The following is a 25993-nucleotide window of genomic DNA, read 5'->3' on the forward strand; positions in this document are numbered from 1 at the left end:
ACCCGTACAGAACGGAGATGTCGTGGAGATCCTGGCCTTCGGTGTGCAGGCCGACGAGAAGCCGCTGATCGAGCGGGCGTTCAAGGGCCACCACGACATCCACTGCCTGGGCGTCTTCCTCACCGAGGACACCGCGCCCATCGCCGCCGGCCACGAGATCGTCTCCACCAGCGTCAACGCCGACCTCGGCGCGCCGGTCCTGTCCGTCCTGGCGGCCGGCGGGACCCGGATGGTCGCCCAGCGCTCGACGGGCTTCAACAACATCGACCTCGACGTCGCCGAGAGGCTCGGCATCACGGTGGCCCGGGTGTCGTACTACTCGCCGTACGCGGTCGCCGAGTTCGCCTGGACCCTCGCCATGGCGGTCAACCGCCGCGTCGTCCGCGCCTCCACCCGCACCCGCGACTTCGACTTCCGCCTGGACGGCCTGATGGGCCGCGACATGTACGGCCGCACGGCCGGCGTCATCGGCACCGGGAAGATCGGTGAGGCCTTCGCCCGGATCGCGCACGGCTTCGGCATGCGACTGCTCGGCTGGGACATCGCCGAGAACCCCGCGTGCATGCAGCTCGGCATGGCCTACGTGCCCAAGGAGCAGCTGCTCGCCGAGTCCGACCTGGTCACCCTGCACGTGCCGCTGATGCCGGAGACCCGGCACCTCATCGACGCGGACGCCCTGAGGACGATGCGGGACGACGCGATCCTGATCAACTCCAGCCGTGGCGGGCTGGTCGACACCGCCGCCCTCGTCCACGAGCTGCGCGCGGGCCGCTTCACGGGTGTGGGTCTCGACGTGTACGAGGCGGAGGCCGGGCTGTTCTTCCTCGACAAGTCCCTGCAGGCCGTGGCGGACGACACCCTCGCCCGCCTCGTCACCTTCCCCAACGTCCTCGTCACGTCCCACCAGGCGTACTACACCGAGGACGCCGTCGGCCAGATCGTCGACACCACGGTGCGCAACGTCCTCGACTACCTCGCGGGCCGCCGCTCCGAGAACGTGCTGGTGCCGCGCAGCTGACCGATCAGGTCCCGGACGATTCCTGCGCCGTCCAGCGTCAGCACCGACTCCGGGTGGAACTGCACCCCGGCGAACCCGGGCCCCCGCAGGGCGTGCACCTCCCCTGAGCCGCTACGGGCGACCTCGATGCCGTGCGCGGCCAGCTCCGCCGCCGCTCCGTCGTCGCAGTGCGCCACGAAGCTGTTGTAGAAGCCGACGGTCTCGGCCCGGCCGAACAGGTCGACGGTCGTCTGCGCCCCCTGGTACGGCACCTCCTTGCGCACGAGGTCCAGCCCGAGCTCGGCCGCGACCAGCTCGTGCCCGAGGCAGACGCCGAGCACCCCGTGGCGGCGGCCGCGCAGCACCTCGGCGGTCAGCTCCCGCAGCAGGCGCATCTTCGGATCGCCCAGGTCGGACGGGTCGCCGGGGCCGGGCCCGATGACGAGCGGTCCCCCGTGCGCGAGCACGGCCGCGCGCAGTCCGGGCTCGTCGTAGCGGCGGACGGTGACGGTGAGGCCCGAGGAGCGCAGCACGTGCGCGAGCATCACCGTGAAGGTGTCCTCGCCGTCGACGACCAGGGCGTGCCCCGTGAGGTCCGCCGTCGGCTCCTGCATCCGCAGCCAGAACGGCGCGAGGGACGCCCGGCGCCCGTCCAGCGCGGCCCGCACCCGGGAATCGTCGGCCAGCACCGGCCGTACGGCCTCCTCGGGCGGCCGCCGGTCGCGCACGCCCAGCGCCGCCAGCACCCCCGCCGCCTTGGCGTGGGTCTCCGCGACCTCGCCCGCCGGATCCGAGCCGCGCACGAGCGTGGCGCCCACCGGCACCCGCAGCCGCCCGGCCGCGTCGATGTCGGCGGTGCGGATGAGGATGGGGGAGTCCAGGGTCTGCGCCCCGCCGGAGTCCCGGCCGAGGAGGGCGAGGGCCCCGCCGTAGTAGCCGCGCCCGCCGGCCTCGTGCCGTTCGATGACCCGGCAGGCGTTCTGCACCGGTGAACCGGTGACGGTCGCCGCGAACATGGTCTCCTTCAGCACCTCCCGCACATCCAGCGAGGACCGGCCGCGCAGCTCGTACTCGGTGTGCGCGAGGTGCGCCATCTCCTTCAGCCGCGGCCCGACGACCACCCCGCCCATGTCGCCGACCGTGCACATCATCTTCAGCTCCTCGTCGACGACCATCGACAGCTCCTCGATCTCCTTGCTGTCGGCGAGGAAGGAGAGCAGGTGCTCCGGCGTGGGGCCTTCGGCGGGATAGCGGTACGTCCCGCTGATCGGGTTCATGACGACGGTGCCGCCCGACATCCGCACATGGACCTCGGGGCTGGCCCCGACGAGGGTCCGGTCCCCGGTGTGCACCAGGAACGTCCAGTACGCGCCCCGCTCCCCGACCAGCAGCCGCCGGAACAGCGCCAGCGCGTCGGCCCGGCCGAACCCCGGGATCCGGCCCTCGTACGCGCGCCGGATGACGAAGTTGGCGCCCTCGCCCCGCCCGATCTCCTCCCGCAGCACCCGCCCGACGATCCCGGCGTAGTCCTCGTCCCCGACGTCGAAGCCGCCGCCCTCTACGCGCACCTCGTGCGCCGGGAGCTGCCGCAGCGCCTCGGCGAGCGGGATGCCGTACGTCTCCTCGGGCGTGAGCGCCAGCAGCGGGGTGCCGTCGTCGCGGACCTCGAAGCCGCGCTCGCGGATCTGACGGTACGGGACGAGTGCGAGGCTCTCGTCGGGGAGGTCGGCGAGGCGGTCGTAGGTGCTCACCGGGCCGAGCAGCAGTTCCACGGTGTCGTGGTCGTGGCCCGGGGTGCGGCGGCGGAGCAGGGCGAAGGGGCGGTCGCCGTGCGCGAGCTGTGCCAGGTCCATGGTTCCTCTTCCGTCGTCGTGACCGGTTCGGGGAACGGGCTCCGCAAACGCCGAAGGCCGCCCCTCGGGCGGCCTTCGCGAAATCTTTCGTACGCGCAGTCAGTGGGCCGCCGAGGAAGCGGTCCACCACCAGTTCTGGATCGAGTGCGCGAACATGTGCCGCACCTTACCCCATGTCCACAGAGCGTCACCCGCGTCTCACTCCCTGGGCGGCGGGCGGGACGGCCGCACAGCACCCCGTAATGTTGGGGTTGTGACCGTGAACGCTAAGACCAGCGCCAGCGCTGGCAACACCTGGCGAGACCTGCCCGCGGCGCAGCAGCCCGAGTACCCCGACACCGAGGCTCTGCGCGCAGTGATCGCGGACCTCGAGTCGTATCCGCCGCTCGTCTTCGCGGGCGAGTGCGACCAGCTGCGCGCCCGGATGGCGGCCGTCGCCAGGGGAGAGGCGTTCCTGCTCCAGGGCGGCGACTGCGCCGAAGCCTTCGACGCGGTGTCCGCGGACCAGATCCGCAGCAAGCTCAAGACCCTGCTCCAGATGGGCGCCGTGCTGACGTACGCCGCTTCCGTGCCCGTGGTGAAGGTGGGCCGGATCGCCGGCCAGTACTCCAAGCCGCGCTCCAAGCCGACCGAGACCCGCGACGGCGTGACGCTGCCGACCTACCGGGGCGACTCCGTCAACGGCTTCGACTTCACCGAGGCGGCCCGCGTTCCGGACCCGGAGCGGCTGAAGCGGATGTACCACGCGTCCGCCTCCACGCTGAACCTGGTGCGCGCCTTCACCACCGGCGGCTACGCCGACCTGCGCCAGGTGCACGCCTGGAACCAGGACTTCGTGAAGTCGTCCCCGTCCGGCCAGCGCTACGAGCAGCTCGCCCGCGAGATCGACAACGCGCTGAACTTCATGCACGCCTGCGGGGCCGACCCGGAGGAGTTCAAGACCGTCGAGTTCTTCTCCTCGCACGAGGCCCTGCTGCTCGACTACGAGTCCGCGCTCACCCGCGTCGACTCGCGCACCGGGCAGCTGTACGACGTCTCGGGCCACATGGTGTGGATCGGTGAGCGCACCCGGCAGCTGGACCACGCGCACATCGAGTTCGCCTCGAGGATCCGCAACCCGATCGGCATCAAGCTCGGCCCGACGACCACGCCGGAGGAGGCGCTCCAGTACATCGAGCGTCTCGACCCCGAGCGGGAGCCCGGCCGGCTGACCTTCATCGTCCGCATGGGCGCCGACAAGATCCGCGACCGGCTGCCCGACCTGGTCGAGAAGGTCACGGCGTCCGGCGCGGTGGTGGCCTGGGTGACCGACCCGATGCACGGCAACACCTTCGAGGCGGCCTCCGGCCACAAGACCCGCCGATTCGACGACGTGCTCGACGAGGTCAAGGGCTTCTTCGAGGTGCACAAGGGCCTCGGCACGCACCCGGGCGGCATCCACGTCGAGCTGACCGGTGACGACGTCACGGAGTGTGTGGGCGGCGGCGACGAGATCTTCGTCGACGATCTGCACCAGCGCTACGAGACGGCCTGCGACCCGCGGCTGAACCGCAGCCAGTCGCTCGACCTGGCGTTCCTGGTCGCGGAGATGTACCGGGACCAGTAGGCACCCAGCAGCCGCGCCGGGCCGCTGCCGGCACGTGCGATGGGGCGCGGATCACAAATGATCCGCGCCCCTCCACTTTTGCGGCCCGGATGTGCCAGGTAAGGTTAGGTTAGCCTCACCGACTACGGGGACGGCACCACCGATCGACCCCGCCAGGAGGTGAACCGCGTGTACGTCTGCAGTTGCTTCGGTGTCACCGAGCAGCAGGTCAAGAACCACGCGGAGAACGGTGCCTGCACCCCTCGCCAGATCGCCTCGGCCTGCAAGGCGGGCACGGACTGCGGCGGCTGTGTACGCCGTATCCAGGCGCTCCTCGGCCGCGGCAGCTGCCCGCGCCGGGAACTGGCGGAGCAGGGCAGGTCACCCCTGACCGAGGTGGCGCAGGTGACCGCCGAGGCCGCCTGAGCCCTGAGCTAGTGGGTGGAGAAGCCGCCCGTGCCCGGTCCGGAGGCGTCCGGCTGGCTCTGCTCGATCAGCGTCGACAGGTAGAGCGACTCTCCGAGCTTGTCGATCAGTTCGAGCTGCGTGTCCAGGTAGTCGATGTGGTGCTCCTCGTCGGCGAGGATCGCCTCGAAGATGTTGGCCGAGGTCACGTCGTCCTTGGCGCGCATGACCTCCACACCGCGCCGCAGCCGGTCGATGGCCTCGACCTCGATCTGCCGGTCCGCCTGGAACATCTCGGTCACCGTCTGGCCGACGCTGACGTGGAACAGCCGCTGGTAGTTGGGCAGGCCGTCCAGCAGCAGGATGCGGTCGGTCAGTACCTCCGCGTGCCGCATCTCGTCGAAGGACTCGTCCCGGGTGTACTTGGCGAGCTTCGTCCACCCCTTGTGGTCCTGCAGCTTGGAGTGCAGGAAGTACTGGTTGATCGCGGTCAGCTCGGCGGTCAGCTGCTCGTTGAGCAGTTCGAGCACCTCGGGGTCGCCCTGCATTGGGGGCTCCTTCCACGTCGGGAGGTCGAAACTGGAGGTTGCGCCGCATGATGGCACCGGGCATCCAAGATCGTCCAGTAAGTGCGTGCTTAGTAACTAAGTACATGCTTAGCCTAAATTGCACGAGTTGCCCGATTCTGAACGGGGCTGGTCCTGTGCACCGTCCACCGTCTGTCAGGATGGAGTCATGGGTCACCCGGAGGAGCGCGAATCTGCGGCAGCGGCATCGTTCGAGCTTCCGCCGGGGCAGCGGGTACAGCGTGGATGGCCGGTCACGCACTACGGGCCGGTGCCCAAGTTCCGGTCCGAACGCTGGGAGTTCAGGGTCTTCGGCGCCACCGCCGACGGGGACAAGCACTGCTGGACCCACGAGGAGTTCACGGCCCTGCCGTACACCTCCGTGGTGGCCGATCTGCACTGCGTCACCAAGTTCAGCATGCTCGGTGCGGAGTGGGGTGGCATCCCCGCCCGGACCGTCGTGGACCTCGCGCCGCCCGCCTCGAATGTCACCCATGTGATGGTGTGGGCGGAGTACGGCTTCAGCTCGAACCTGCGGCTCGCGGACTTCGCCGACGAGCGCACGATCTTCGCCACCCACAAGGACGGTGAACTGCTCACCGCCGAACACGGCTTCCCGCTCCGCCTGATCGTGCCGCACCTCTACGCCTGGAAGGGGCCGAAGTGGGTGCGCGGCGTGGAGTACATGACCGCCGACCGCCGCGGTTTCTGGGAGGAGCGGGGCTACCACAACATCGGCGACCCCTGGCGGGAGCAGCGCTACTCGTACCAGGAGGAGCCCGGGGACGGCCCCGAGCTCTGACTCCTGCTGACCGCGACCGCCGGTGCGGCTGTGTTCAGTGGTGGTACTGGTGCACCACCGCGTGGCCCTTGCCCCGGCCGATCATCCACTTGTTGACCGGGACCGTGACCACGAAGGCGACCGCGAGGGCGATCGCCAGGACGACCCAGAAGAGCGCGGAGTCGAGCCCCGCGTCCATCGCCCCCGGCCAGAACGCGATCACGCCGTTGTCGACCAGCTCCATCACGGCGATCGACAGCGTGTCCGCGGCCAGTGCCACCCGGACGCCGGCCCGCAGGCCCACGCCCGCCTTCAGCACCCCGCGCAGGGTGAGGGCGTAACCGAAGAAGAAGGCCAGCACGATCGCCAGGACCAGGGTGGACACGTCGCCCCAGCCGAGCGCGGTGCCGATGACCATGCCGAGCACCTCGCCGATGGCGCAACCGGTCAGGCAGTGCAGGGTGGCCCGCACGGCCATGGGCCAGCCGGCGGGGGTGTGGCTGTGGTGCGTGTGTGCGTGCTGCATTCGAGCCCCCTGTGTCAGGTGATGGTTCCCGCATCGAGCAGGAACCATATACCCCCCGGGGGTATTCCGGGAGTCCTCGACCGCCCGGATCTCGCCAGCCGCCCCGGAGCTCTGCTCGGATGTCCCGGCGTTCCGCTCAGCCCTCCCGGAGCTTCTTCAGCCGCTCCACGTCGGCCGCGTGCCCCTCCTTGCCGCCGGGCGTCTCGATGATCAGCGGTACGCCCTCGGTGGCGGGGTGGGTCATCAGGGCGCGGAACGGGTCCTCGCCGATGTGGCCGGCGCCGATGTTCTCGTGCCGGTCCTTGTGGGCGCCGGCCAGGTCCTTGGAGTCGTTGGCGTGGATCAGCTTCAGCCTGCCCTCACCGACCGTGCCGACCAGCAGGTCCAGCGTCTGGTGCATGCCGTCCGGGCCGGTCAGGTCGTGGCCGGCGGCGAAGACGTGGCAGGTGTCGAGGCAGACGCCCAGCTTCGGGTGGGCGTCCAGGGCCTCGAAGTAGGGCCCGAAGTCCCATGTGCGTGAGCACAGCGAGGCGCCCTGACCCGCCGTGGACTCCAGCAGGACGTAGGGGTCGTCGTCGGTGAGCTCGTCTAGCAGCGGCAGCAGGTACTCCCGTACCTGCTGCAGCGCCACCGACCGGGCCCGCCCGCCGGTCGCGCTCCCGGTGTGCACGACCACGCCGAGCGCGCCGATGGCCCGCCCGCGCCGCAGCGAGTGCCGCAGCGACTCCACCGACCGCTCGGCGGTGGCTTCCGTGTGCGAGCCGAAGTTGATCAGGTACGGCGCGTGCACATAGGCCGGGATCGACTCCTCGGCGCACGCCGCGCGGAACGCCTCGTCCTGCCGCGGATCACCGGCAGGCGTGGCCCAGCCACGCGGGTTGGCGACGAAGACCTGCACGGTCTCGGCCTTCAGGTCGTGGGCGTAGGTGAGACCCACGGAGTGCAGTCCGCCGGCCACGGGGACGTGGCCGCCGACGGGGTTGCGGGAGGGGCCGGGGCGCTGACTGTTCACCCGTTCAGGGTGTCATGCGCCCCGCGGCCTCCCGTCAGCGGATCTTGAGGGTGATCGTCGACCCCTTGGGCGCGGTCTCCCCGCCCTGCACGGACTGGTCGCGCACGGTGTCGCCGAACAGGCCGAGCAGGCCGCGGTCCTCCTCGACCTCGAAACCGGCGCCCTGAAGCTTCTGCTTGGCCTCGCCCACGCCGTCGCCCACCACGTCCGGGACCTCGATCATCTCCGGGCCCTTGGAGAGCGTCAGCGTCACCGTGTCACCCTCGGCGGCCTCGCCGCCGGGGCCCGGGTTCTGCCGGGCGACCCGGCCCGCCTCGTGCTCCGAGTTGATCCGCTGCGTGGCGACGCGCACCTTCAGGCCCGCCTCCTGGAGCTCCTGCCTGGCCTCGGCCGGGTCGCCGCCGGTGACGTCCGGGATGTCGACGGGGGCGCCCTTGCTGACGGTGAGCGCGATCGCGGTGCCGGCCCGCGTCGTGGTGCCCGTCGCGGGGTTCGAGCTGATCACGGAGCCCCGCGGGACGTCCTCGCTGAACTCCCGGGTCACCATGCCCGGCTCCAGGCCGCTGCCCTGGAGGAGGTCGCGCGCCTTGTCCAGCCGGTGGCCCGCGACGTCCGGCACCTTCACCGTCTCGGGGCCGTCGGAGACGGTCAGCGTCACGGAGTCGTTGTGCCGGATCCGGGCGCCGGGCGCCGGGTCGGTGCTGATGACCGTGCCGCGCCTCACCGTGTCGCTGTAGGCGTGCCTGACCTGCCCGACCTCCAGACCGGCGTCCGCGAGCCGGTCCTCGGCCTGCGCCTCGGTCTTCGCCAGCAGCGGCGGGACCTCGGTGAACTGGCCGGAGTTGATGTACCAGACACCCAGACCGAGGCCCAGTGCCAGCAGGACCGCGGCGACGAGCGTGACGACCGTGCGCCGCGGGCGGGGGCTGCGGCGCGGGGTGTCCAGGGGCGGCGACTCCAGACGGCTGGTCCGGTGGTACCGGGACTCGTCGTCGTCCTCGTTCACGGGCAGCTGCCGCAGCGCGGTGAGCGCGCGCGGGATGACGCTCGTGCGGTCGTCGGCGTTGTCGTGCTGCGCGGTGACCGCCTGCGGGGGCACCGCGTCGAGCTGCTCGGCACCGAGCGCGGCCCGCGACTCGCGGACCCGGGCGAGCAGCGCCACGGCGTCGTACGGGCGGATCTCCGGCATGCGGGCGGTCGCCGCGGCGACCAGCTCGTCCAGCTCGTACGCCAGGCCGGGCACGGCCGCCGAGGGCGGCGGGACGTCCTCGTGCACATGCCGGTAGAGCACCTGGGCGGGCGATTCCCCGGTGTGCGGCTTGCCGCCGGTCAGCATCTCGTAGAGCACCACACCGCACGCGTACACGTCGACGCGGGGATCGGCGCTGCCGTGCTCGATCTGCTCGGGCGCGAGGTAGGAGACGGTGCCGAGGACGGACCCGGTGGTCTGGGTGACCGTGTCCACGGACCGGACGAGCCCGAAGTCGGCGACCTTGACCCGGCCGTCGTCCCCTATGAGGACGTTCTCCGGCTTCATGTCCCGGTGCACGAACCCGGCGCGGTGGGCGGCGCCCAGCGCGGCCAGGACCGGCTCCAAAATGTCCAGCGCGGCCCGCGGCTGCAGCGCCCCGCGCTCGCGCAGCACGTCCCGCAGGGTGCAGCCGGAGACGTACTCCATCGCCAGGTAGACGTACGATCCGTCCGCCCCCTGGTCGAACACCTGGACGACATTCGGGTGGGCGAGCCGGGCCACCGACTTGGCCTCGCGGATGAAGCGCTCGACGAAGGAGACGTCGGCGGCCAGGGTCGGGTGCATCACCTTGAGCGCGAGGACGCGGTCGAGGCGGGTGTCCACGGCTCGGTAGACCGTGGCCATCCCGCCGACCGCGATCCGCGCGTCGACGCGGTAACGGCCGTCGAGCAGTCGCCCGACCAGAGGGTCTTGAAGGGTCGTGTCCACGCAGGCGAGTGTACGAGCCGTCACCGACACCGCTCGCCGGTTCCCGGAGCATCGGGGCGGTACTGCAGCGGACCTGTGACGTGTCTGGCGCGCGCACGCGCGACCACGTGGTAGGGGATCACTGGAAGGCGGGCCGCTCCGGGTCCAGCGCGGCCATCCCCGCCACCGGCGAGGAGGCCTCCGCGAAGTGCCGCCGGGGGATACGCCCCGCCAGCCGGGCCAGCCGTCCCGCCTCCACGCCGTTGCGCATGGCGGCGGCCATCAGCACCGGTTCCTGGGCCCGGGTCACGGCTGAGGCCAGCATCACACCCGCGCACCCCAGCTCCATCGCGAACGCCGCGTCCGACGCCGTGCCCGCTCCCGCGTCCAGGATCACCGGCACGCGCGCGTGCTCGACGATCAGCTGGAAGTTGTGCGGGTTGCGGATGCCGAGCCCCGAGCCGATCGGCGACCCGAGCGGCATGATCGCGGCACAGCCCACGTCCTGGAGCCTGCGCGCCAGCACAGGGTCGTCGTTGGTGTAGGGCAGCACCGTGAAACCGTCGTCCACCAGCGTCTCCGCGGCGTCCAGCAGCTCGATCGGGTCCGGCAGCAGGGTGCGTTCGTCGGCGATGACCTCCAGCTTGACCAGGTCGGTGCCGAGGGCCTCGCGCGCGAGGCGGGCGGTCAGCACGGCCTCCCCGGCCGTGAAGCAGCCGGCCGTGTTGGGCAGCATCCGGATGCCCAGCCTGTCCAGCACCGACAGGACGGAGCCGTGCACATCGGGGTTGACGCGCCGCATCGCCACGGTGGTCAGCTCCGTTCCGGAGGCGACCAGCGCCCGCTCCAGCACGTCCAGGCTGGGCGCACCGCCGGTGCCCATGATCAGCCGCGAGGTGAAGGTCGTACCCCCGAGGACGAAGGGATCGTCGGCCATGGGTCAGCCTCCTTGGACGGCGGTGAGGACCTCGACACGGTCACCCTCGGAGAGGGGCGTGACGGGCCACTGCGCGCGCGGGACGACGGTTTCGTTGAGGGCGGCGGCCACACCGGAGGGCGCCGCGGTGAGCGTGCGTACGAGGGTGTCGAGGGCCGTGCCGTCGGTGATCCGGCGGGGCTCCCCGTTGACGGAGATGATCATGCGGGCTGCTCCGTGAGTACGGCGCCGAAGCGCTTCGGCGTGAAGGGACGGGCCTCGTCCGGGAGTTCACCGGTGGTCAGGACGTGCGCCATGGCGTCGCCGGTGACCGGGGTGAGCAGGACACCGTTGCGGTAGTGGCCGGTGGCCAGCAGCAGGCCGTCCAGGCCGGTCGGGCCGAGCAGGGGGGCGTTGTCGGGCGACCCGGGGCGCAGACCCGCGCGGGTCTCGGTAAGGGGCAGCTCGGTGATGCCGGGGACCAGCTCGTGCGCGTCGCGCAGCAACTCGTACACGCCCCCGGCGGTGACCGTGGTGTCCCAGCCCAGTTCCTCGCTGGTGGCGCCGACGACCAGCTCGCCGCTCTCGCGCGGCACCAGGTACACATGGCTGCCGCGCACCACCGCGCGCACGGTGCGGTTCAGGAACGGCGCGTGGGCCGGGGGCACGGTCAGTCGCAGCACCTGCCCCTTCACCGGCCGCACGGGCGGCAGCACGGCGTCCGGGACGCCCGCCAGCCGCCCGCTGAGGCTCCCGGCGGCCAGCACCACCTGCCCGGCGCCCACCTCGGTCCCCGCGCGCGTGACGACGCCCGCCGCCCGCTCCCGGACGACCAGCAGCCGCTCGGCCCACTCCCGGTGGAAGATCACGCCCGCCCGGCCGCAGGCGGCCACCAGGGCGGCCGAGAGCCGCCGCGGGTCGATCTGGTGGTCGCCGTCCACCCGCAGCCCGCCGCGCACACCCGGCGCGAGCATCGGCTCCAGGCGGCGGCACTCCCGGCCCGACAGCCACTCGGAGTCCAGCCCGTAGCGCCGTTGCAGGGCATGCAGTTCGCGCAGGTGGGCGCGGTCGTCGGCGTCCAGTGCGACGGCCAGGGTGCCGCACCGGCGGTAGCCGAGGTCGTGTCCGGTGAGGTCGGTGAGCTCGGCCGCGAAGTCCGGATAGCGGCGGGCCGAGGCGAGGTTCAGACCGAGCAGGGTCTCCTCGCCGTAGTGGAGTTCCGTGACGGCGGCGAGCATGCCGGCCGCCACCTGGGCGGCCCCGCCGCCGGGTTCGGGGTCGAGTACGGCGGTGGCGAGTCCACGCTGTGCGGCCCGCCAGGCCGTGACCAGGCCGATGATTCCGCCCCCGATGACGAGGACGTCTGACGTACGTGCGGAGGACGACACGGGCTTCAGCCCCTCCCTTCGCCGGCATGACCCGGATCAGGTTCGTACGGTCGGAGGCCGGCCAGCCTCCCTCTCAGCCCGGTACGTCCGGGCTCCCGCGAGTGCTCTACGGTGGCCACCCTAGCTCTTGCCCGCACGCCTCTGTAAGGGAGCCTCCCGGCATGGCCCGCTCACTGGACGGACTCGTCCTCGCTCCCGTCGCCGACCAGGCCCCGGGACAGGTCGGGACGCGCACCCGGTTCACGTACCACGAGCAGGACGGCGAGATCCGGGCCGAGTACGCCGGTGGGGACGTCGTGCGCGGATACCTGGTGGGCACCCGCGAGGGCGACCGGCTGGACTTCCGGTACGTGCAGCTCAAGCAGGACGGTACGACGTCCTCGGGGCACTGCGTTTCGACGGTCGTGGAACTGCCCGACGGGCGGGTGCGACTGGAGGAGAGCTGGGAGTGGGAGTCGCAGGCGGGCAGCGGGACGAGCGTGGTCGAGCAGGTCGGCCGGAGATCCGGGGAAGGCGACCGGTAGCACCCCCTTACTGACAAACTGTCAGTTGTCTATGGTGATCAGGTGAGCGAGCAGAAGAGGGCACAGGCGCGGCGCGTGGTCGTCGTGGGGGCGGGGATGGCCGGGGTGCAGACCGCGGTGGCCCTGCGGGAACAGGGCTTCCCCGGCACCGTGACGCTGATCGGCGCCGAGCCGCACCAACCGTACGACCGGCCGCCGCTCTCCAAGGCGGTCCTGCTCGGCAAGGCCGAGGGCTCCGCCTTCGACGTCGACTTCGAGGCGCTCGGCATCGAGCTGCACCTGGGGCGCGAGGTGACCGGCGTGCGCCTCGCCGACCACGGGCTGGACACCGAGTCCGGCCCGGTGCCCTACGACGTGCTGGTCCTCGCCACCGGTGCCGAACCCGTCACCCTGCCGGGCGCGGAGGGCGTCCCCGGTGTGCACCTGCTGCGCACCCTGGACGACGCCGAGCGGCTGCGGCCGGTGCTCGCCCTGCAGCACGACATCGTGGTCGTCGGCGCTGGCTGGATCGGCGCGGAGTTCGCCACGGCCGCCCGGGAGGCCGGCTGCGCGGTGACCGTCGTCGAGGCCGCCGCCCGTCCCCTCGCCGGGGCACTGCCCGCCGACGTGGCCGCGCCGATGAGCGCCTGGTACGCCGACAGCGGCGCCGTCCTGCGCACCCACGCGCGCGTGCGGAGCGTCGAGCCGGGCGCGGTCGTCCTGGACGACGGCACGCGGGTGCCCGCCGGCGCCGTCGTGGTCGGCATCGGCGCCCGGCCCGCCACGCGCTGGCTCGCCGGCTCCGGCATCGAGCTCGGCTGGTACGGCGAGGTCGTGGCCGACGACCACCTGCGCACCTCGGCGCCGGACGTCTACGCGGTCGGCGACTGCGCGTCCTTCCCCTCGGGGCGCTACGGCGAGCGGCTGATGGTGCACCACTGGGACAACGCCCTGCAGGGCCCCCGCACGGTCGCCGCGAACATCATCGGCGAGGCACCGGCGGTCTACGACCCGGTGCCGTACTTCTGGTCCGAGCAGTTCGGGCGGTTCGTGCAGTACGTCGGGCACCACACCACCGCAGACACCACCGTGTGGCGCGGTGACCCCGCCGGGCCCGCCTGGTCGGTGTGCTGGCTGCGCGAGGGCCGGCTCGCCGCGCTGCTCGCGGTGGGCCGCCCGCGGGACCTGGCGCAGGGCCGGCGGCTGATCGAGGCCGGGACCGTGATGGACCCGGACCTGCTGGCCGACCCGGCACGCCCTCTGAAGGCGGCCACGGCGTAACGCGTCGTCGCAGGTGGGCGGGGTCGGTGGGCGGGGCTGACTTCCGACTGTCGGTGGGGGATGGCAGGCTTGTTCCCGTGACCGAGATTGACGCAAAGATCGATGCTCTCGTCCCCGCCTGGCTCACCCTCCCCGACATCGCCGAAATGCTCGGCGTCGAGGTGACGCGTGTGCGGCAGCTGGTCAAGGACGGCCAGCTCATCGCCGTGCGCCGGGGTGAGAACCGCGCGCTGCACGTGCCCGCCGCCTTCATCGACGGGGACAAGGTCGTCAAGGGCCTGTCCGGGACCCTGACGCTCCTGCGGGACGACGGCTTCACGGACGAAGAGATGGTGGAGTGGCTCTTCACCCCCGACCCGAGCCTGCCGGGCACGCCCGCGCAGGCGCTCAGCGAGAATCGCGGCACGGAGGTGAAGCGGCGGGCCCAGGCACTCGCCGTCTGATCCCAGCCCGACCCGAAAGAGCCTGACCGGCGTACGGGCCGCGGTCCGCGGGCCCCGGCCCCGGGCCGACCGCGCCCGGCGGGGCCCGTACGCCACCCGCAGGCACACCCAGAGGTACTGATCCACGGGGGGACCCACGCATGCCCGACACCGCCGCCACCGCTCGCGCCCGGCTCGCCGACGCCCGTGTCTACCTGTGCACGGACGCCCGTCAGCGCCAGGGCGACCTGCCCGAGTTCCTGGACGCAGTCCTGGCCGGCGGGGTCGACATCGTGCAGCTGCGCGACAAGGGCATGGAAGCCGCCGAGGAGCTGGAGCACTTGGAGGTCTTCGCCGACGCCTGCGCCCGGCACGGCAAGCTGCTCGCGGTCAACGACCGCGCGGACGTAGCCCACGCCGCCGGCGCCGGTGTGCTCCACCTCGGCCAGGGCGACCTCCCGGTCCCCGCGGCCCGGGCGATCCTCGGCGACGACGTCCTGGTAGGCCGCTCCACGCACGCGGAGGCCGAGGCCGAGGCGGCGGCCGTCCAGGAGGGCGTCGACTACTTCTGCACCGGACCCTGCTGGCCCACCCCCACCAAGCCCGGCCGTCACGCCCCCGGCCTCGACCTCGTCCGGCGCACGGCCGCGCTGGGCACCGACCGCCCCTGGTTCGCCATCGGCGGCATCGACCTCGGCAACCTCGACGAGGTCCTCGACGCGGGTGCCCGCCGGGTCGTCGTCGTCCGCGCGATCACCGAGGCGGACGATCCGGGCGCGGCCGCGGCGGAGTTCGCCAAGCGGCTGCGTGGCGCCTGAGGCGTGACCCCATGTGACCGCCGGGTGTCCAAGGGATGGACAACGAGCCGACAATCCGGGCAAATTTCCTGCATCCGGTTGGGGGACAGGCGCCCCCTGGCTAACCTGCCCGTATGGCCCTCGGAACCGCATCCACCAGGACTGATCGCGCACGCACCGTGCGTGACATGCTCGCCCCCGGCAGGACCACGTACTCGTTCGAGTTCTACGCGCCGAAGACGGCCAAGGGCGAGCGCAGCCTGTGGGAGGCGCTGCGCAGGGTCGAGGCGGTGGCCCCCGACTTCGTCTCCGTGACGTACGGCGCCGGAGGTTCCACCCGCGCGAGCACGGTCAAGGAGACGCAGCAGATCGTCGCCGACACCACGCTCACCCCGGTCGCCCACCTCACGGCCGTCGACCACTCGATCGGTGAGCTGCGCAATGTGATCGGCCAGTTCGCCGACGCCGGCATCCGCAACATGCTCGCCCTGCGCGGCGACCCGCCCGGCGACCCCATGGGTGACTGGGTGCCGCACCCCAAGGGCCTGGCCTACGCCGCCGAACTCGTCCGCCTCATCAAGGAGTCGGGCGACTTCTGCGTCGGCGTCGCGGCCTTCCCGGAGATGCACCCGCGCTCCGCCGACTGGGACACGGACGTCGAGCACTTCGTCGACAAGTGCCGAGCCGGCGCCGACTACGCGATCACACAGATGTTCTTCCAGCCGGAGTCCTACCTTCGACTGCGTGACCGAGTGGCCGCCGCGGGCTGCGAGACGCCGGTCATCCCCGAGGTCATGCCCGTGACCAGCGTGCGGATGCTGGAGCGGCTGCCGCAGCTCAGCAACGCTCACATTCCGTCCACCCTGAAAGAGCGGATCCTCACAGCGAAAGACAATCCGTCCGCTGTACGCTCCATTGGGATCGAGTTCGCCACGGAGTTCTGCGCACGGCTGCTGGCGGAGGGAGTGCCGGGTCTGCACTTCATCACGCTCAACAACTCCACGGCGACCCTGGAAATCTACGAGAACCTGGGCCCGCACCACCCACCGCGGGCCTAGACCGGTCGCACGCTCATACGACACACTGCGTAGCGGCCACTGGGAGAGGGGCGTACATGGGCTGGACGGTCCTCTACATCGCGTTCGGCATCGTCGCGCTGTGGCTGCTCGGCGAGGTGCTGCTGCAGTACAAGGCGCGGCTTCGCTGGCGGTTGCTGGCGTTCGCGGGCTTCCTCGGTGTCGTCGTCGGGGTACTGATCCCGTCCGTCATCGTGATCGGACTGGGCGCGGCCGCCTTCGCGGTCGGGCAGACCTACGTCACGCTGTCGTTCCGCCGTGGCTTCGCCGCCGGATGGGCGGTCACCGGGCGTCCGAGTCTGGGCGGCAGCAAGCGCCGCCGCGGTGAGCCGGAGCACCAGGACCCGGCGCTGGAGGTCTCCGACCTCGAAGCGTCCGGCTACGGTGACGGCGACGGCAAGTACGAGCAGGGCGGCGCCGGATACGGCCAGGACGACTACGAGCGCGACGACGTCTTCACGCCCGCCCGCCCCGGCGCCGCGACGGCCGCCGAGACCACCTCCGTGTACGAGCCGCAGCCGCTGCCCGACGACACCGGCTCCTACGGCGTGTACGGCGACACCGGCGCCCACGCCACCCAAAGCCAGACCCAGGACCAGTACGCGGCGGCCGCCCAGTCCAGCGACCAGGCCTACGCCTACGACGGCTACTCGGGCTACGGCCAGCAGCAGTACGGCTACGACACCACCGGTCAGCAGCAGTACGCGGCCTACTCCGACCCGTACATCGGCACCCAGACCTACGGCGGGTCGTACGACACCGGGTACGACCAGCAGCAGTACGGCCAGCAGAGCTACGGTCAGGACCAGTACGCCACCGGCGGCTACGGCGGCGAGACCCCGTCCGGCGGTGTGTGGGTGCCGCAGCAGCGCAACACCGACGACCCGTACGGGGGCGAGCTGCCGCAGGAGCAGCCGTATCCGTATCAGGGGGACGGTCAGGCGCAGCAGGGGAACGGGTACGACGAGCGGTACCGGTTCTGAGTCACTGAACGTGCGGAAGTAGTGGGTTCTTGGGAGCCCCGCGGATCCTCGTGAGGGGAACCGCGGGGCTCACTGCCGTCCGGGAGCCTCGTCGCAGAACGGAATCCGGCGGCCGCGTGTCCTCACTGGGAGCCGCGGAAGTCGGGGCCCTCCACGATCAGTCCCGACACCAGCGCGCCCGACATCCCGGCGTGCGGGAGGCCACCGCCCGGGTGGGACCAGCCGCCGACCGCGAACAGGCCCGGCAGCGCGGTGCTGTTGGAGGGATGCAGCAGTCTGCCCCCGGCCGCCGCCAGCGCCGGAGGCGGGATCGCTCCGCCCTGCGCCCCGGTCGCCTCGGCGATGTCGGCCGGGGTGTACGGCTCGTGCCGCAGAAGGCGGGAACGGAGGTCCGGGATCGCGCGCTCGGCAGCGGTGATCATGGCTTCGGCCTGGTCGGCGCAGCTCTGCGGCGAGGCCGACGCCGGCACGGTGGCCGTCAGGGTGGCCGCCTCGTGGCCGGAGTCCGGGACGAGACGCGGATCGTCGGGGCGCAGGACCGTGACCGTGGGGTGCCAAGCCCCGGGTCCCGGCAGCCCGGCGCCGAAGACGGCCTCCAACTCGCCCTCCCTGTCCGCGGTGTGCACCACCGTCCGGTGCGGTGTGCCCTGCGGACGGGGGCCGCGCAGCGCCAGCAGCACCGTCAGGCGGCTGGGCAGCCCGTGCCGGGGCGGGACCTCGCCGGTGGTTCGCGGCGGCATGTCCGGCAGCGCGCCGGGCGCGACACCGGCGACCACGAAGTCCGCCTCCGCGACCGTCCCGCCGGCCAGCTCCACGCCCGCCGCCCGGCCGTCCTTCTCCAGGAGTCCGGTGACCTCGGCGCCGAAGACGAACTCGACCCGGCGGGCCAGACACCGCTCGTGGACCGCGCGCGCCAGCTCCCGGATGCCGCCGCGCACGTACCAGGCGCCGAAGGCGTGCTCCATGTACGGCAGCACGGCCGCGCTCGCCGGCGCGACGCGCGGGTCGAGGCCGTACGCCAGCGCGTGGCTCTCCAGCAGGGCGATCAGCCGGGGCTCGCGCAGCTCCCAGGCGCCGACCTCGGCGAGCGTGCCGGCCCGGCGGGTGCGCAGCAGCTTCTTGTGCGGGACCGAGGGGTAGGGCTCGCGCTCGGCGAGCACCGGCCAGTCGGGCCAGAGCGGCTCCTCCAGGAGCGGCCGGCGCGTCCGGTCCCAGGCCTCGCGGGCCCGCACGAGGAAGTCGCCCCAGCGGTCGCCCGCGCCGGAGCCCAGCGCCTCGTCGAGTGCGGCGACGACGCCCGCGCGCGAGGCGTTCGGCAAGGAGACCTCCGTGCCGTCCGCGAAGACGTGCCGGGCCGACGGGTCGACCTGCGTCAGCTCGACGCACGCCTCCAGCGGCTCCTTGCCGGTCTTGAGGAACAGGTCCCGCCAGACCGCGGGCAACGGCAGCAGGCCGGGACCGGTGTCGAAGGCGAACCCGTCCCGCTCCCGCCGCCGCACCGCCCCGCCGTACGTCTCCGTACGCTCGTACACCGTCACTCGGTGGCCCGCCACGGCCAGCCGCGCGGCAGCCGCCATGGCGCCCATCCCGGCGCCGATCACCGCAATCCGTGCCATGCCCGCGACTTTATCGGCCACCGCTGACACCGCGTGACCGGGCCTCTGACCTGGGGCGGACGCCCGGCCTCACCCCGGCGGACCGCCCTCCCGCTCCGCCAACCGCCGTTCCTCCCGGCGTTGTGCTCTGCGGCGCAGGAAGCGGTGGATGCGGGAGGCCAGGAAGTACAGGGTGATCAGACCGGTGACCAGCAGGATCGCCGCGATGATCGCCGCCGCCTCGGGGTAGAAGATCGCGAACGTCACCAGCCCGCCGACGCCCAGGTCCTCGGCGATGCTGATGATCACGTTGCTGAAGGGCTCCGGCGACGCGTTGACCGCCATCCGGCTCCCGGCCTTGACCGCATGGCTGGCCAACGCCGTCGAACCGCCGATCGCACCCGCCGCCAGATCGGACAGCGAGGCGCTCTGCCCGGCGAGCAGCGCCCCGACCCAGGCGCCCGCGGCGGGCCGGATCAGCGTGTGCACGGAGTCCCACGCGGAGTCGACGTACGGGATCTTGTCGGCGACCGCCTCGCAGAGGAACAGCACGCCCGCGGTGACGAGCACCTCGGGGCGCTGCAGCGTCTCAGGGATCTCGTCGCTCAGCCCGGTCGCGCCGAAGAAGCCGAGCAGCAGCACCACGGCGTACGCGTTGACGCCGCTGGCCCAGCCGCTGGTGAAGACGAGAGGGAGTACGGACACGGACGCGATCGTAACCACCGGGCGGCCGCGCGTCCTGGGGACGAACACCGACGACTGAGTATCCGTACTCAGTCACGGAGATGAGTACGCACGCGGATGGGGCCAAACCCGCGCGAACGAGAGAGTAGTGGCACGGAAAGGGGCCCGGCGCCGGCACCGCCGACACGGGGCGGCGGAACGGCGAGGCCCTGGACCGCTCCTTCCGCCGGCTCAGGTCGGCGGGAGCGAGGCACGGGGGAACCCGGGGAGGGACGACCGGACGGGGGCCCAACGGGGGGAACGGGAAACACGGGGGTATCGGGGGAGCACGAGGAAGCGCCGGTCCGGCGTGGCCCGCGGGGGACGCGGCCACGATCCGGACCGGCGCTCTCTGTTTCTGCCTGGTACATCCACCCGCGTCGCCCGCACCACCCGGGCGGCCCACCCGAGTCGTCGGCCCGAGCCCCTACGGCCGTCCGCTCACCCGTCCCTGCAACAGCCGCGACAGCGCCGCGTGCACATCGTCCAGGGAGCGCTCCGGCTGGAACGCCTGCCAGTCCAGCGCGGCCACCAGCACCATCCCGACCAGCGCCGCCGCAGTCAGCGACACGTCGATCTCCTCGCTGAACTCACCCTGCTCGATGCCCTCGCGCAGCACGTCCTCGACGACGGCCACCGCCTCCTGCCGGACCACCAGCAGCGTGGACTGCCAGGCGCGGTTGGTGCGCCACAGCTCGGCGACGTACAGCTGCGTGAAGGCCGGATAGCGGTCGATGAAGACGAGCCCGGCCCGGATCATCGCGTCGAGTGCGGCCACCCGGGTGCCGCCGTCCTTCGCCGTCCGCTCGGCCGCCTCCTTCAGCGAGGCGGTCAGCAGGCCCACGCCGTGCCGCAGCAGCTCCTCGAAGAGGACGGACTTGCTGGCGAAGTTGTAGTACACGGTGCCCTTGGCGACCCCGGCCCGCTCGGCGATCTCGTCCACCGTGGTCGCGGAGAAGCCCTGCTCCGCGATGAGCGTGACGGCCGCCTCGTAGAGCTTCTGCCGGGTCGCCTCGCGGCGGGTACTCGCCCCCGACGTGGCGCTGCTGCTTTCCATGGCCCTGATTGTCACAGGAACGGCATCGTTGTAGGGCGCAGCCGACGAGGTCACAGGCTCAGCTCCGGGTGCAGCCGGTCCAGTGTCCACACCTGGCGGCGGCGGGCCGACAGCGCGGTCAGCGCGAGGGCGCCCGCGGTGAACGCGGCGAGCACCACGCACGCCTGCCACACGGGACCGAGGCCACCACCCGTGATGAGCCTCCTGAGCGCCTCGACGATGTAGCTCATCGGCAGGAACGGGTGCAGCGCGTTGAAGAAGCCCGGACTGGTCTGCACGGGGTACGTGCCCCCGGCGGAGGTCAGCTGCAGCATCAGCAGGGCCAGCACCAGGATCCGGCCGGCGGCGCCGAAGCGCGCGTTCAGCCACTGGACGATCGCCGCGAAGCACGCCGTCACCAGGAACAGGAAGCCCACCGTCCCGGCCGCCCGCGCCATCTCCAGGCCGACCGCCCAGTGCAGCACCGACATCAGGGCCGCCGTCTGGAGCACGCCGATCGCCAGCACCGGCAGCCAGCCCGCGAGCGCGATCCGCCAGGCCGAGGCTCCGGTGGCCAGCGCCCGCCGGTTGAGCGGCGCGATCAGCATGTAGGCCACCATCGCGCCCACCCACAGGGACAGTGGTATGAAGTACGGGGCGAAACCCGTGCCGTAGTTGGGCGCCTCGTGCAGCGACTTGGAGGCGAGCTGGACGGGGTCCGCCATGACCTCGGTCCGCGCGTCGCGTTCCCGCTCGTCGTAGTCGGGGATCTGCTCCGCGCCGTCGTGCAGCCCGTTCGCCAGCTTCACGGAACCGTCGACCAGCTTGAACATGCCCCCGCTGAGGTCGTCCGCGCCTGTCTTGAGCTCGCCGACGCCCGTGTCGAGGTCCACCGCGCCCGTCCGGGCGGTGCCCAGCCCCGTGTGCAGCGTCTTGGCGCCCTTGGCGACCTTCCCGGCGCCGTCGTTCAGCTTGTTGATCCTGGCGACGGCCTCGTCGAGGTCCTCCGACAGGTGCGGGGCGTCCTGGGCGAGCGCCCGGGCCTGCTCCTCCAGGGTGACGAGGTGCCCGTCGAGCTTGTCCATGTCGCCGTCGTAGCCGCTGATCACCGTGTTGAGGTCGTCCGCGATCGTGGCCACGTCGGCCGCCGAGTCCATTGCTTTCTCCAGGTCGGAGCAGGCCGCGTCGGGCAGCACGGGGGTCTCGCAGCGCCTCTTGTGGATTTCGCTCAGCGTGTCGGAGGCAAGATGGGCTCCCGTGGCGGCGGCCGGGGCCCGCTTCACCAGCGTGTCGAGGTTGTCCCGGATCGCGGCGGACGAGTCGGCGACCAGCCGCGCCGTGTCACCGATGGTCTTCTCGTTCTCCTCCAGGAAGGGCCCCAGCTTGTCCGCGATCCCGTTGACCTGGTCGGCGAGCGTCTGCGTACCCTCCGCGACCCGCGCCGAACCGTCCCTCAGGTCACCGGCGCCGGTGGTGAGCTTCGTCAGGCCCGAGGAGAGGTCCCCGCTGCCGTCCTTGGCCTCCTTCAGGCCGTCGGCGAGGTCCTTGGAGCCCTTCTCGGCCGTACCGATGCCGCTCTTGAGCTTGTCGGCACCGCCGGCCGCCTTCACCGTCTCGCCGTGGATGTCCGAGAACGAGATGAAGATCCGGTCCAGGAAGGACCGCGACGCCTTCGTGGATGCCGCCGTGCGTACCTCGCTGAACACCGTCCGCGATATCTGCCCGACGATGTAGTTGTTCGCGTCGTTCGTGCGGACCTGAAGCGCGCCCGTCTCGGGGGAGTCGCCCGAACTGGAGGCGATGCGCCTGCTGAAGTCGGCCGGCATGGTCAGCGACAGGTAGTACGTGCCGTCCTCGACCCCCGCGCGCGCGTCCTCGGCGCTCACCTCGTGCCAGTCGAAGACCTCGCTGTCCCGCAGCCCCGCCACGATGTCGTCGCCCGCCTCGACCTGCTTCCCGTCGGCGGTCGCGCCCTTGTCGTCGTTCACCAGCGCCACCGGGAGCCGGTCCAGGCGGCCGTACGGGTCCCAGAAGGACCAGAGGTACAGCGCGCCGTACAGCAGCGGCAGCAGCAGAAGCGCCACCAGGGCGGCCCGGGGAAGCTTCCCCCGGCCGAACCGCCGCAGTTCAAGCGCGGCCAGCCTCGGCGAACGCATCCGCCGCCTCCTTCACGTCGTCGCGGGCGGCCCGGCCGCCCTGGTCTTCGTGGCCGTCGCCAGGGGTATCACTGTCGGTGCCTTCGGGGTCTGCGTCCTCGTCGGCGCCGGCGGCGTTTTCGCGTGTGCCGGCTGCCTCGGGCTCCTGCGGTACGTCGCCCGTGGCCCGCTCGGTGGACAGCACCACGGCGTCCCCGGGCGCCTCGCTGCACACCGCCACCACGGTCGTCCCGGCCTCGGTGAGCGAGCGGAGCAGCGCCCACACCTCGGCCCGCTCGGCGTCGGAGAGCTTGAGGTCGGCGTCGTCGACCCCCAGCAGCCGTGGGCGCCCGACGAGCGCCAGCGCGACGGACAGCCGCAGCGCCTCCACGCGCTCCAGGTCCCGCACGGCGGTCCGCGAGCCCTTGGGCAGCGCCTCCCGGTCGAGTCCGGAGGCGGTCAGGGCGGCGTCGATCCGCAGCCGCGCCTGGTTCGCGCGCTCGGTACGCGGCCGCAGCAGACCCCGCAGCGAGACGCCGAACCGGCGCTGCAGCAGGGCCCTTTCGCGCAGGTGTTCCCCGACGGTCAGGGCCGGGTCGAGGTCGGTGACGCCGGGGACGTGCGCGAGCGCGCTGACCCGGCGCAGGGCCGCCATCTGCTTCGGCAGCCGGGCGTCGCCCACCTCCGCCGTCCCCTCGGTGGCCTCCATCCGCCCGGTGAGCGCGAGCAGCAGGCTCGTGCGCCCCGACCCGGACGGGCCCTCGATCGCGATCAGCGAGCCGGGCTCCGCGGCGAAGGAGATGCCGCGGAATGCCCAGCCGCGGGGCCCCTCGAGCCCGAAGTCGCGGGTGGTGACGGCGAGTCCCGTCACGGTTCCCCCCACAGCGCCCCCAGGTGTTTCTGAACCGAACTATTTGAACTGACTGGTCAGTGCAAAAACTAACCCGAACCTTCGAGCGAAGCAAAGGGCCAGGTCAGAACGGATTGTCAGTGCCATACCTCACGATGGGCACATACGGCACCCCCGTATGAGGACGTGCCGTCACCAAGACGACAGGAGGTTCGTCATGGCCAACTCGTCCGCAGCCGCCGCCCGTCGGCGCCGCGCCACCGGCCCTGCCCCCTCACTGACCGGTCCGGCGGGCGACGTGCACCCCGTGCTCCGCCGGGCCACGGCCCCGCCCGCCGCCCTCGACCTGCTCGCCCAGGCCCGCACCGGGCTCGAAGAGGCAGCAGCCCTCGAAACGCCGAACGAGCGCTACGCCATCGCCCACCTCGCCGCCCTGCGCACCGCCGCCGCCGTACTGGCCGCGCGGGGTCGACCAGAGACCAGCCCCCGGCGCCGGGCCCGGATCCGGAGCGCCTGGGAAGTGCTCCCCGAGATCGCGCCCGAGCTCACCGAGTGGAGCGCCCTGTTCGCCTCGGGGGCCCGGCGCCGCGCCCGGGCCGAGGCGGGCATCCAGGGCGCGGCCAGCCGCCGGGACGCCGACGACCTGATACGCGACGTGGCGATGTTCCTCCGCCTCGTCGAGCGGATGCTGGTGCTCCAGCCGGTCCTCCCGCACCCCCGCCCGGACGCGGACGAGGCGGAGGACCGCGGCCCCGGCACGGACCGCGACCGCGGCATGCCCGACGCGGGCTGAGACACCGGACGCGCCGGCCGCCGACACCGCTCTTGGTCAGGAGGAATATGCGCCCAGCGCAGTGACCGGCCGGTGCGCCCGAGGCAATAGGGTGGAGGGCGCCTGAAGCCTTCCCGCCCGCGCCCCGGGCGGGGAGGCAGCCCGTTCGCTCCGCCCCGCACGAGGGCGGTGCCGCGCCGAGGAGTCAACTGCCGTGTCGGACCCGATGCGCCCGCCCGCCTCCCACCGTCACCCGCAAGCGGCGTCGCTGCGCTCCGACCCTCGTCCTCGCGCCGCGCTGCGCACCGCAGTGGTGTGGGAGGTCCTCCAGGAGGCCCTGGACCGTCGGGTCAAGGCCACCGGCCGGGAGTCGCTGGACGTCCTCGACACCGGGGGCGGCAGCGGCAACTTCGCCGTACCGGTCGCGGGCCTCGGCCACCGCGTCACCGTCGTCGACCCCAGCCCGAACGCGCTGTTCGCCCTGGAGCGCCGCGCCGCCGAGGCCGGGGTCGCCGACCGCGTGAAGGGCGTGCAGGGCGACGCCCGCGGCCTCTTCGACGTGGTCGAGCGGGGCGGGTACGACGCGGTGCTGTGCCACGGCGTCCTGGAGTACGTGGACGACCCGGCCGAGGGCATCCGCAACGCGGTCGCCGCGCTCCGTCCCGAGGGAGTCCTCAGCCTGCTGGCCGCCGGTCTGGGCGGCGCCGTGCTCGCGCGCGCCCTCGCGGGCCACTTCACGGAGGCCAAGCAGGCACTCGACGACCCGAACGGCCGCTGGGGCTCGGGTGACCCGATGCCGCGCCGTTTCACCGCCGAGCAGCTCACCGACCTGGTCGAGGGTGCCGGCCTCGCCGTCGGCGCCGTGCACGGCGTCCGGGTCTTCGCGGATCTCGTGCCCGGCGTTCTGGTGGACACCGAGCCCGGCGCCATGGACGCGCTGCTCAAGTTGGAAGCCGCCGCGGCCGAGCTGCCCGCGTTCCGCGCGGTGGCCACGCAGCTTCATGTGCTCGGCGAGACGCAGGCGGCCGCGGGGGCATGAGGGGCTCCTGTGAGACGGCGCTGATCAGCGCGTTGCTTGCGGATGGAGTACGCCACAGGCCCCCCGATCGGGGCGTTCCCGCCGTATGATCGAGGGAGACCGCCCGGCATGACGGGTCGGCCCCCGGGGAATGTGAATCTCAGCGGGCCGGACCGGCCATGGCGGGTTCCGGTTGGCCAATTGGCGCAGAGGGGCGGGTTTCACGGGGGCGATTCCCTGCCTATCCTGAAGGGACCCCCCGGGTCGCCCCGGCGACTGCACGATGAGGAGGACTCCGTGCCGCTCTCAGAGCACGAGCAGCGCATGCTCGAGCAGATGGAGCGAGCGCTGTACGCCGAAGATCCCAAGTTCGCGACAGCGCTTGAGGGAAGCGGGCTGCGTACGTACACCCGGCGACGGGTCTACCAGGCGGTCGCGGGCTTCCTCGTAGGTATCGCGCTCCTCATGGCCGGAATGGTCGCCAAGCAGGTCTGGCTCAGCGTGGTGGGCTTCCTCGTCATGCTGGGCTGCGCGGTACTCGCCGTGACCGGTTGGCGCAAGGCCCCCAAGCCGGGCGAGCAGCCCGCCGCGGGAGCCCCCCACGCCGGTCGTCAGGGACGTCAGCGGCGCTCCATGATGGACCGCATCGAGCAGCGCTGGCAGCGACGCCGCGACGAGCAGCAGGGCCACTGATTCCCGACCGCTCCCACCGACGTATGTGAGGGGTTGCCGTCCTGTGTGGACGAGCAGGCCCTTGCTGAAGATCTCCTTCAGCGACCACCAGACCGACTCGATGTACTCGGGCTCCATGGTCACGTACGCCTCGTCGAGGTC

The 25993-nt window shown here is 72.2% G+C and carries 27 protein-coding genes and 1 riboswitch; of the genes, 13 read left to right on the plus strand and 14 right to left on the minus strand.

The window, feature by feature from the left end:
- The first annotated feature begins 22 nt into the window (after positions 1-22).
- Entirely contained in the window at positions 23-1018 is a 996-nt protein-coding gene (locus tag AB0O67_RS11055) for a 2-hydroxyacid dehydrogenase (RefSeq protein WP_365448507.1), read from the plus strand.
- Here the strand turns inward: AB0O67_RS11055 and AB0O67_RS11060 are convergent.
- Together AB0O67_RS11060 and AB0O67_RS11065 are read right to left on the minus strand one after the other, a co-directional pair.
- Entirely contained in the window at positions 970-2850 is a 1881-nt protein-coding gene (locus AB0O67_RS11060) for an anthranilate synthase family protein (RefSeq protein ID WP_365448509.1), read from the minus strand. The genes AB0O67_RS11055 and AB0O67_RS11060 overlap by 49 nt on opposite strands.
- 99 nt (positions 2851-2949) lie before the next feature.
- Positions 2950-3006 carry a trp operon leader peptide gene (locus AB0O67_RS11065; RefSeq protein ID WP_365448559.1) on the minus strand — a complete coding sequence of 19 codons (57 nt, stop codon included), beginning with the start codon at positions 3004-3006 and terminating at the stop codon, positions 2950-2952.
- 97 nt (positions 3007-3103) lie between these two features.
- Here AB0O67_RS11065 and AB0O67_RS11070 point away from each other — a divergent pair, with 97 nt between their 5' ends.
- A complete protein-coding gene (locus AB0O67_RS11070; RefSeq protein WP_365448511.1) occupies positions 3104-4456 on the plus strand; it encodes a class II 3-deoxy-7-phosphoheptulonate synthase in 1353 nt (450 codons plus the stop codon).
- A gap of 159 nt (positions 4457-4615) precedes the next feature.
- Complete coding sequence (locus AB0O67_RS11075) at positions 4616-4861, plus strand: (2Fe-2S)-binding protein (RefSeq protein WP_365448513.1); 246 nt, start codon at positions 4616-4618, stop codon at positions 4859-4861.
- An 8-nt stretch (positions 4862-4869) separates the two neighbouring features.
- Here AB0O67_RS11075 and bfr read toward each other — a convergent pair whose 3' ends face one another.
- The gene (gene bfr / locus AB0O67_RS11080; RefSeq protein WP_365448515.1) at positions 4870-5388 is read right to left on the minus strand and encodes a bacterioferritin; all 519 of its coding nucleotides are present in this window, start codon (positions 5386-5388) and stop codon (positions 4870-4872) included.
- 187 nt (positions 5389-5575) lie between these two features.
- Between bfr and AB0O67_RS11085 the strand changes: the two genes are divergently transcribed.
- The gene (locus AB0O67_RS11085; protein ID WP_365448517.1) at positions 5576-6208 is read left to right on the plus strand and encodes a sulfite oxidase-like oxidoreductase; all 633 of its coding nucleotides are present in this window, start codon (positions 5576-5578) and stop codon (positions 6206-6208) included.
- A 34-nt stretch (positions 6209-6242) separates the two neighbouring features.
- On the opposite strand, the gene AB0O67_RS11090 is transcribed toward AB0O67_RS11085, so the two are convergent.
- The 6 genes from AB0O67_RS11090 to thiO all read right to left on the minus strand — a co-directional run bounded on the left by AB0O67_RS11090 (position 6243) and on the right by thiO (position 11968).
- Positions 6243-6713 (minus strand): DUF4396 domain-containing protein, encoded by a 471-nt coding sequence (locus AB0O67_RS11090; RefSeq protein WP_365448519.1) that lies wholly within the window; start codon positions 6711-6713, stop codon positions 6243-6245.
- 136 nt (positions 6714-6849) lie between these two features.
- Positions 6850-7725: a deoxyribonuclease IV gene (locus AB0O67_RS11095; protein WP_365448521.1), complete on the minus strand. Its 876-nt coding sequence runs from the start codon at positions 7723-7725 to the stop codon at positions 6850-6852.
- Between the two features lie 34 nt (positions 7726-7759).
- Complete coding sequence (gene pknB, locus AB0O67_RS11100; RefSeq protein WP_365448523.1) at positions 7760-9685, minus strand: Stk1 family PASTA domain-containing Ser/Thr kinase; 1926 nt, start codon at positions 9683-9685, stop codon at positions 7760-7762.
- A gap of 118 nt (positions 9686-9803) precedes the next feature.
- Complete coding sequence (locus AB0O67_RS11105; RefSeq protein ID WP_365448525.1) at positions 9804-10601, minus strand: thiazole synthase; 798 nt, start codon at positions 10599-10601, stop codon at positions 9804-9806.
- A 3-nt stretch (positions 10602-10604) separates the two neighbouring features.
- Positions 10605-10805, minus strand: a complete 201-nt coding sequence (gene thiS, locus AB0O67_RS11110; RefSeq protein WP_365448527.1) for a sulfur carrier protein ThiS — start codon at positions 10803-10805, stop codon at positions 10605-10607.
- Positions 10802-11968, minus strand: a complete 1167-nt coding sequence (gene thiO, locus AB0O67_RS11115) for a glycine oxidase ThiO (RefSeq protein WP_365448529.1) — start codon at positions 11966-11968, stop codon at positions 10802-10804. The genes thiS and thiO overlap by 4 nt, the downstream gene beginning before the upstream one ends.
- Positions 11965-12077: riboswitch (TPP riboswitch) on the minus strand. It overlaps the preceding gene by 4 nt.
- Before the next feature lie 52 nt (positions 12078-12129).
- On the opposite strand from thiO, the gene AB0O67_RS11120 reads away from it, so the two are divergent.
- The 6 genes from AB0O67_RS11120 (at position 12130) to AB0O67_RS11145 (ending at position 17030) form a co-directional block, all read left to right on the plus strand.
- The gene (locus AB0O67_RS11120) at positions 12130-12492 is read left to right on the plus strand and encodes a hypothetical protein (protein WP_365448531.1); all 363 of its coding nucleotides are present in this window, start codon (positions 12130-12132) and stop codon (positions 12490-12492) included.
- A 96-nt stretch (positions 12493-12588) separates the two neighbouring features.
- Positions 12589-13752, plus strand: a complete 1164-nt coding sequence (locus tag AB0O67_RS11125) for an FAD-dependent oxidoreductase (RefSeq protein ID WP_365448561.1) — start codon at positions 12589-12591, stop codon at positions 13750-13752.
- 77 nt (positions 13753-13829) lie between these two features.
- Positions 13830-14195 (plus strand): Rv2175c family DNA-binding protein, encoded by a 366-nt coding sequence (locus AB0O67_RS11130; RefSeq protein WP_365448533.1) that lies wholly within the window; start codon positions 13830-13832, stop codon positions 14193-14195.
- Between the two features lie 140 nt (positions 14196-14335).
- Entirely contained in the window at positions 14336-14992 is a 657-nt protein-coding gene (gene thiE / locus AB0O67_RS11135) for a thiamine phosphate synthase (protein WP_365448535.1), read from the plus strand.
- A gap of 113 nt (positions 14993-15105) precedes the next feature.
- On the plus strand, positions 15106-16029 hold the full coding sequence (metF, locus tag AB0O67_RS11140; RefSeq protein WP_365448537.1) for a methylenetetrahydrofolate reductase [NAD(P)H]: 924 nt from the start codon (positions 15106-15108) through the stop codon (positions 16027-16029).
- A 56-nt stretch (positions 16030-16085) separates the two neighbouring features.
- Positions 16086-17030 carry a hypothetical protein gene (locus AB0O67_RS11145; protein WP_365448539.1) on the plus strand — a complete coding sequence of 315 codons (945 nt, stop codon included), beginning with the start codon at positions 16086-16088 and terminating at the stop codon, positions 17028-17030.
- A gap of 122 nt (positions 17031-17152) precedes the next feature.
- Here AB0O67_RS11145 and AB0O67_RS11150 read toward each other — a convergent pair whose 3' ends face one another.
- The 5 genes from AB0O67_RS11150 to AB0O67_RS11170 all read right to left on the minus strand — a co-directional run bounded on the left by AB0O67_RS11150 (position 17153) and on the right by AB0O67_RS11170 (position 23390).
- Complete coding sequence (locus AB0O67_RS11150) at positions 17153-18646, minus strand: NAD(P)/FAD-dependent oxidoreductase (protein ID WP_365448541.1); 1494 nt, start codon at positions 18644-18646, stop codon at positions 17153-17155.
- Positions 18647-18715: 69 nt separating this feature from the next.
- Positions 18716-19330: a DUF4126 domain-containing protein gene (locus AB0O67_RS11155; RefSeq protein WP_365448543.1), complete on the minus strand. Its 615-nt coding sequence runs from the start codon at positions 19328-19330 to the stop codon at positions 18716-18718.
- A 445-nt stretch (positions 19331-19775) separates the two neighbouring features.
- A complete protein-coding gene (locus AB0O67_RS11160) occupies positions 19776-20405 on the minus strand; it encodes a TetR/AcrR family transcriptional regulator (protein WP_365448545.1) in 630 nt (209 codons plus the stop codon).
- A 50-nt stretch (positions 20406-20455) separates the two neighbouring features.
- Positions 20456-22540, minus strand: coding sequence for a YhgE/Pip domain-containing protein (locus tag AB0O67_RS11165; RefSeq protein WP_365448547.1), 2085 nt, complete (start codon positions 22538-22540; stop codon positions 20456-20458).
- Positions 22512-23390, minus strand: coding sequence for an ATP-binding cassette domain-containing protein (locus AB0O67_RS11170; RefSeq protein WP_365448549.1), 879 nt, complete (start codon positions 23388-23390; stop codon positions 22512-22514). Before AB0O67_RS11170 ends, AB0O67_RS11165 begins: the two co-directional genes overlap by 29 nt.
- A gap of 196 nt (positions 23391-23586) precedes the next feature.
- Here AB0O67_RS11170 and AB0O67_RS11175 point away from each other — a divergent pair, with 196 nt between their 5' ends.
- The 3 genes from AB0O67_RS11175 (at position 23587) to AB0O67_RS11185 (ending at position 25852) form a co-directional block, all read left to right on the plus strand.
- Positions 23587-24162 (plus strand): SAV_6107 family HEPN domain-containing protein, encoded by a 576-nt coding sequence (locus tag AB0O67_RS11175; RefSeq protein ID WP_365448551.1) that lies wholly within the window; start codon positions 23587-23589, stop codon positions 24160-24162.
- A gap of 193 nt (positions 24163-24355) precedes the next feature.
- On the plus strand, positions 24356-25180 hold the full coding sequence (locus AB0O67_RS11180; protein WP_365448553.1) for a methyltransferase: 825 nt from the start codon (positions 24356-24358) through the stop codon (positions 25178-25180).
- A gap of 276 nt (positions 25181-25456) precedes the next feature.
- Positions 25457-25852 (plus strand): DUF3040 domain-containing protein, encoded by a 396-nt coding sequence (locus AB0O67_RS11185; RefSeq protein ID WP_365448555.1) that lies wholly within the window; start codon positions 25457-25459, stop codon positions 25850-25852.
- The last annotated feature ends 141 nt before the right edge of the window (positions 25853-25993 follow it).

Source organism: Streptomyces sp. NPDC086077 (assembly GCF_040686175.1).
Classification (GTDB): domain Bacteria; phylum Actinomycetota; class Actinomycetes; order Streptomycetales; family Streptomycetaceae; genus Streptomyces.

Excerpts from the sequence above, each read along its gene's own strand:
- AB0O67_RS11175 (WP_365448551.1), top strand. The coding sequence starts at position 23,587 with ATGGCCAACTCGTCCGCAGCCGCCGCCCGTCGGCGCCGCGCCACCGGC.
- metF (WP_365448537.1), top strand. The coding sequence starts at position 15,106 with ATGGCCCTCGGAACCGCATCCACCAGGACTGATCGCGCACGCACCGTG.
- bfr (WP_365448515.1), bottom strand. The coding sequence starts at position 5,388 with ATGCAGGGCGACCCCGAGGTGCTCGAACTGCTCAACGAGCAGCTGACC.
- AB0O67_RS11060 (WP_365448509.1), bottom strand. The coding sequence starts at position 2,850 with ATGGACCTGGCACAGCTCGCGCACGGCGACCGCCCCTTCGCCCTGCTC.
- AB0O67_RS11125 (WP_365448561.1), top strand. The coding sequence starts at position 12,589 with ATGGCCGGGGTGCAGACCGCGGTGGCCCTGCGGGAACAGGGCTTCCCC.
- thiS (WP_365448527.1), bottom strand. The coding sequence starts at position 10,805 with ATGATCATCTCCGTCAACGGGGAGCCCCGCCGGATCACCGACGGCACG.
- AB0O67_RS11165 (WP_365448547.1), bottom strand. The coding sequence starts at position 22,540 with ATGCGTTCGCCGAGGCTGGCCGCGCTTGAACTGCGGCGGTTCGGCCGG.
- AB0O67_RS11085 (WP_365448517.1), top strand. The coding sequence starts at position 5,576 with ATGGGTCACCCGGAGGAGCGCGAATCTGCGGCAGCGGCATCGTTCGAG.
- AB0O67_RS11105 (WP_365448525.1), bottom strand. The coding sequence starts at position 10,601 with ATGGCCGACGATCCCTTCGTCCTCGGGGGTACGACCTTCACCTCGCGG.
- AB0O67_RS11160 (WP_365448545.1), bottom strand. The coding sequence starts at position 20,405 with ATGGAAAGCAGCAGCGCCACGTCGGGGGCGAGTACCCGCCGCGAGGCG.
- thiE (WP_365448535.1), top strand. The coding sequence starts at position 14,336 with ATGCCCGACACCGCCGCCACCGCTCGCGCCCGGCTCGCCGACGCCCGT.
- AB0O67_RS11120 (WP_365448531.1), top strand. The coding sequence starts at position 12,130 with ATGGCCCGCTCACTGGACGGACTCGTCCTCGCTCCCGTCGCCGACCAG.
- AB0O67_RS11150 (WP_365448541.1), bottom strand. The coding sequence starts at position 18,646 with ATGGCACGGATTGCGGTGATCGGCGCCGGGATGGGCGCCATGGCGGCT.
- AB0O67_RS11090 (WP_365448519.1), bottom strand. The coding sequence starts at position 6,713 with ATGCAGCACGCACACACGCACCACAGCCACACCCCCGCCGGCTGGCCC.
- AB0O67_RS11145 (WP_365448539.1), top strand. The coding sequence starts at position 16,086 with ATGGGCTGGACGGTCCTCTACATCGCGTTCGGCATCGTCGCGCTGTGG.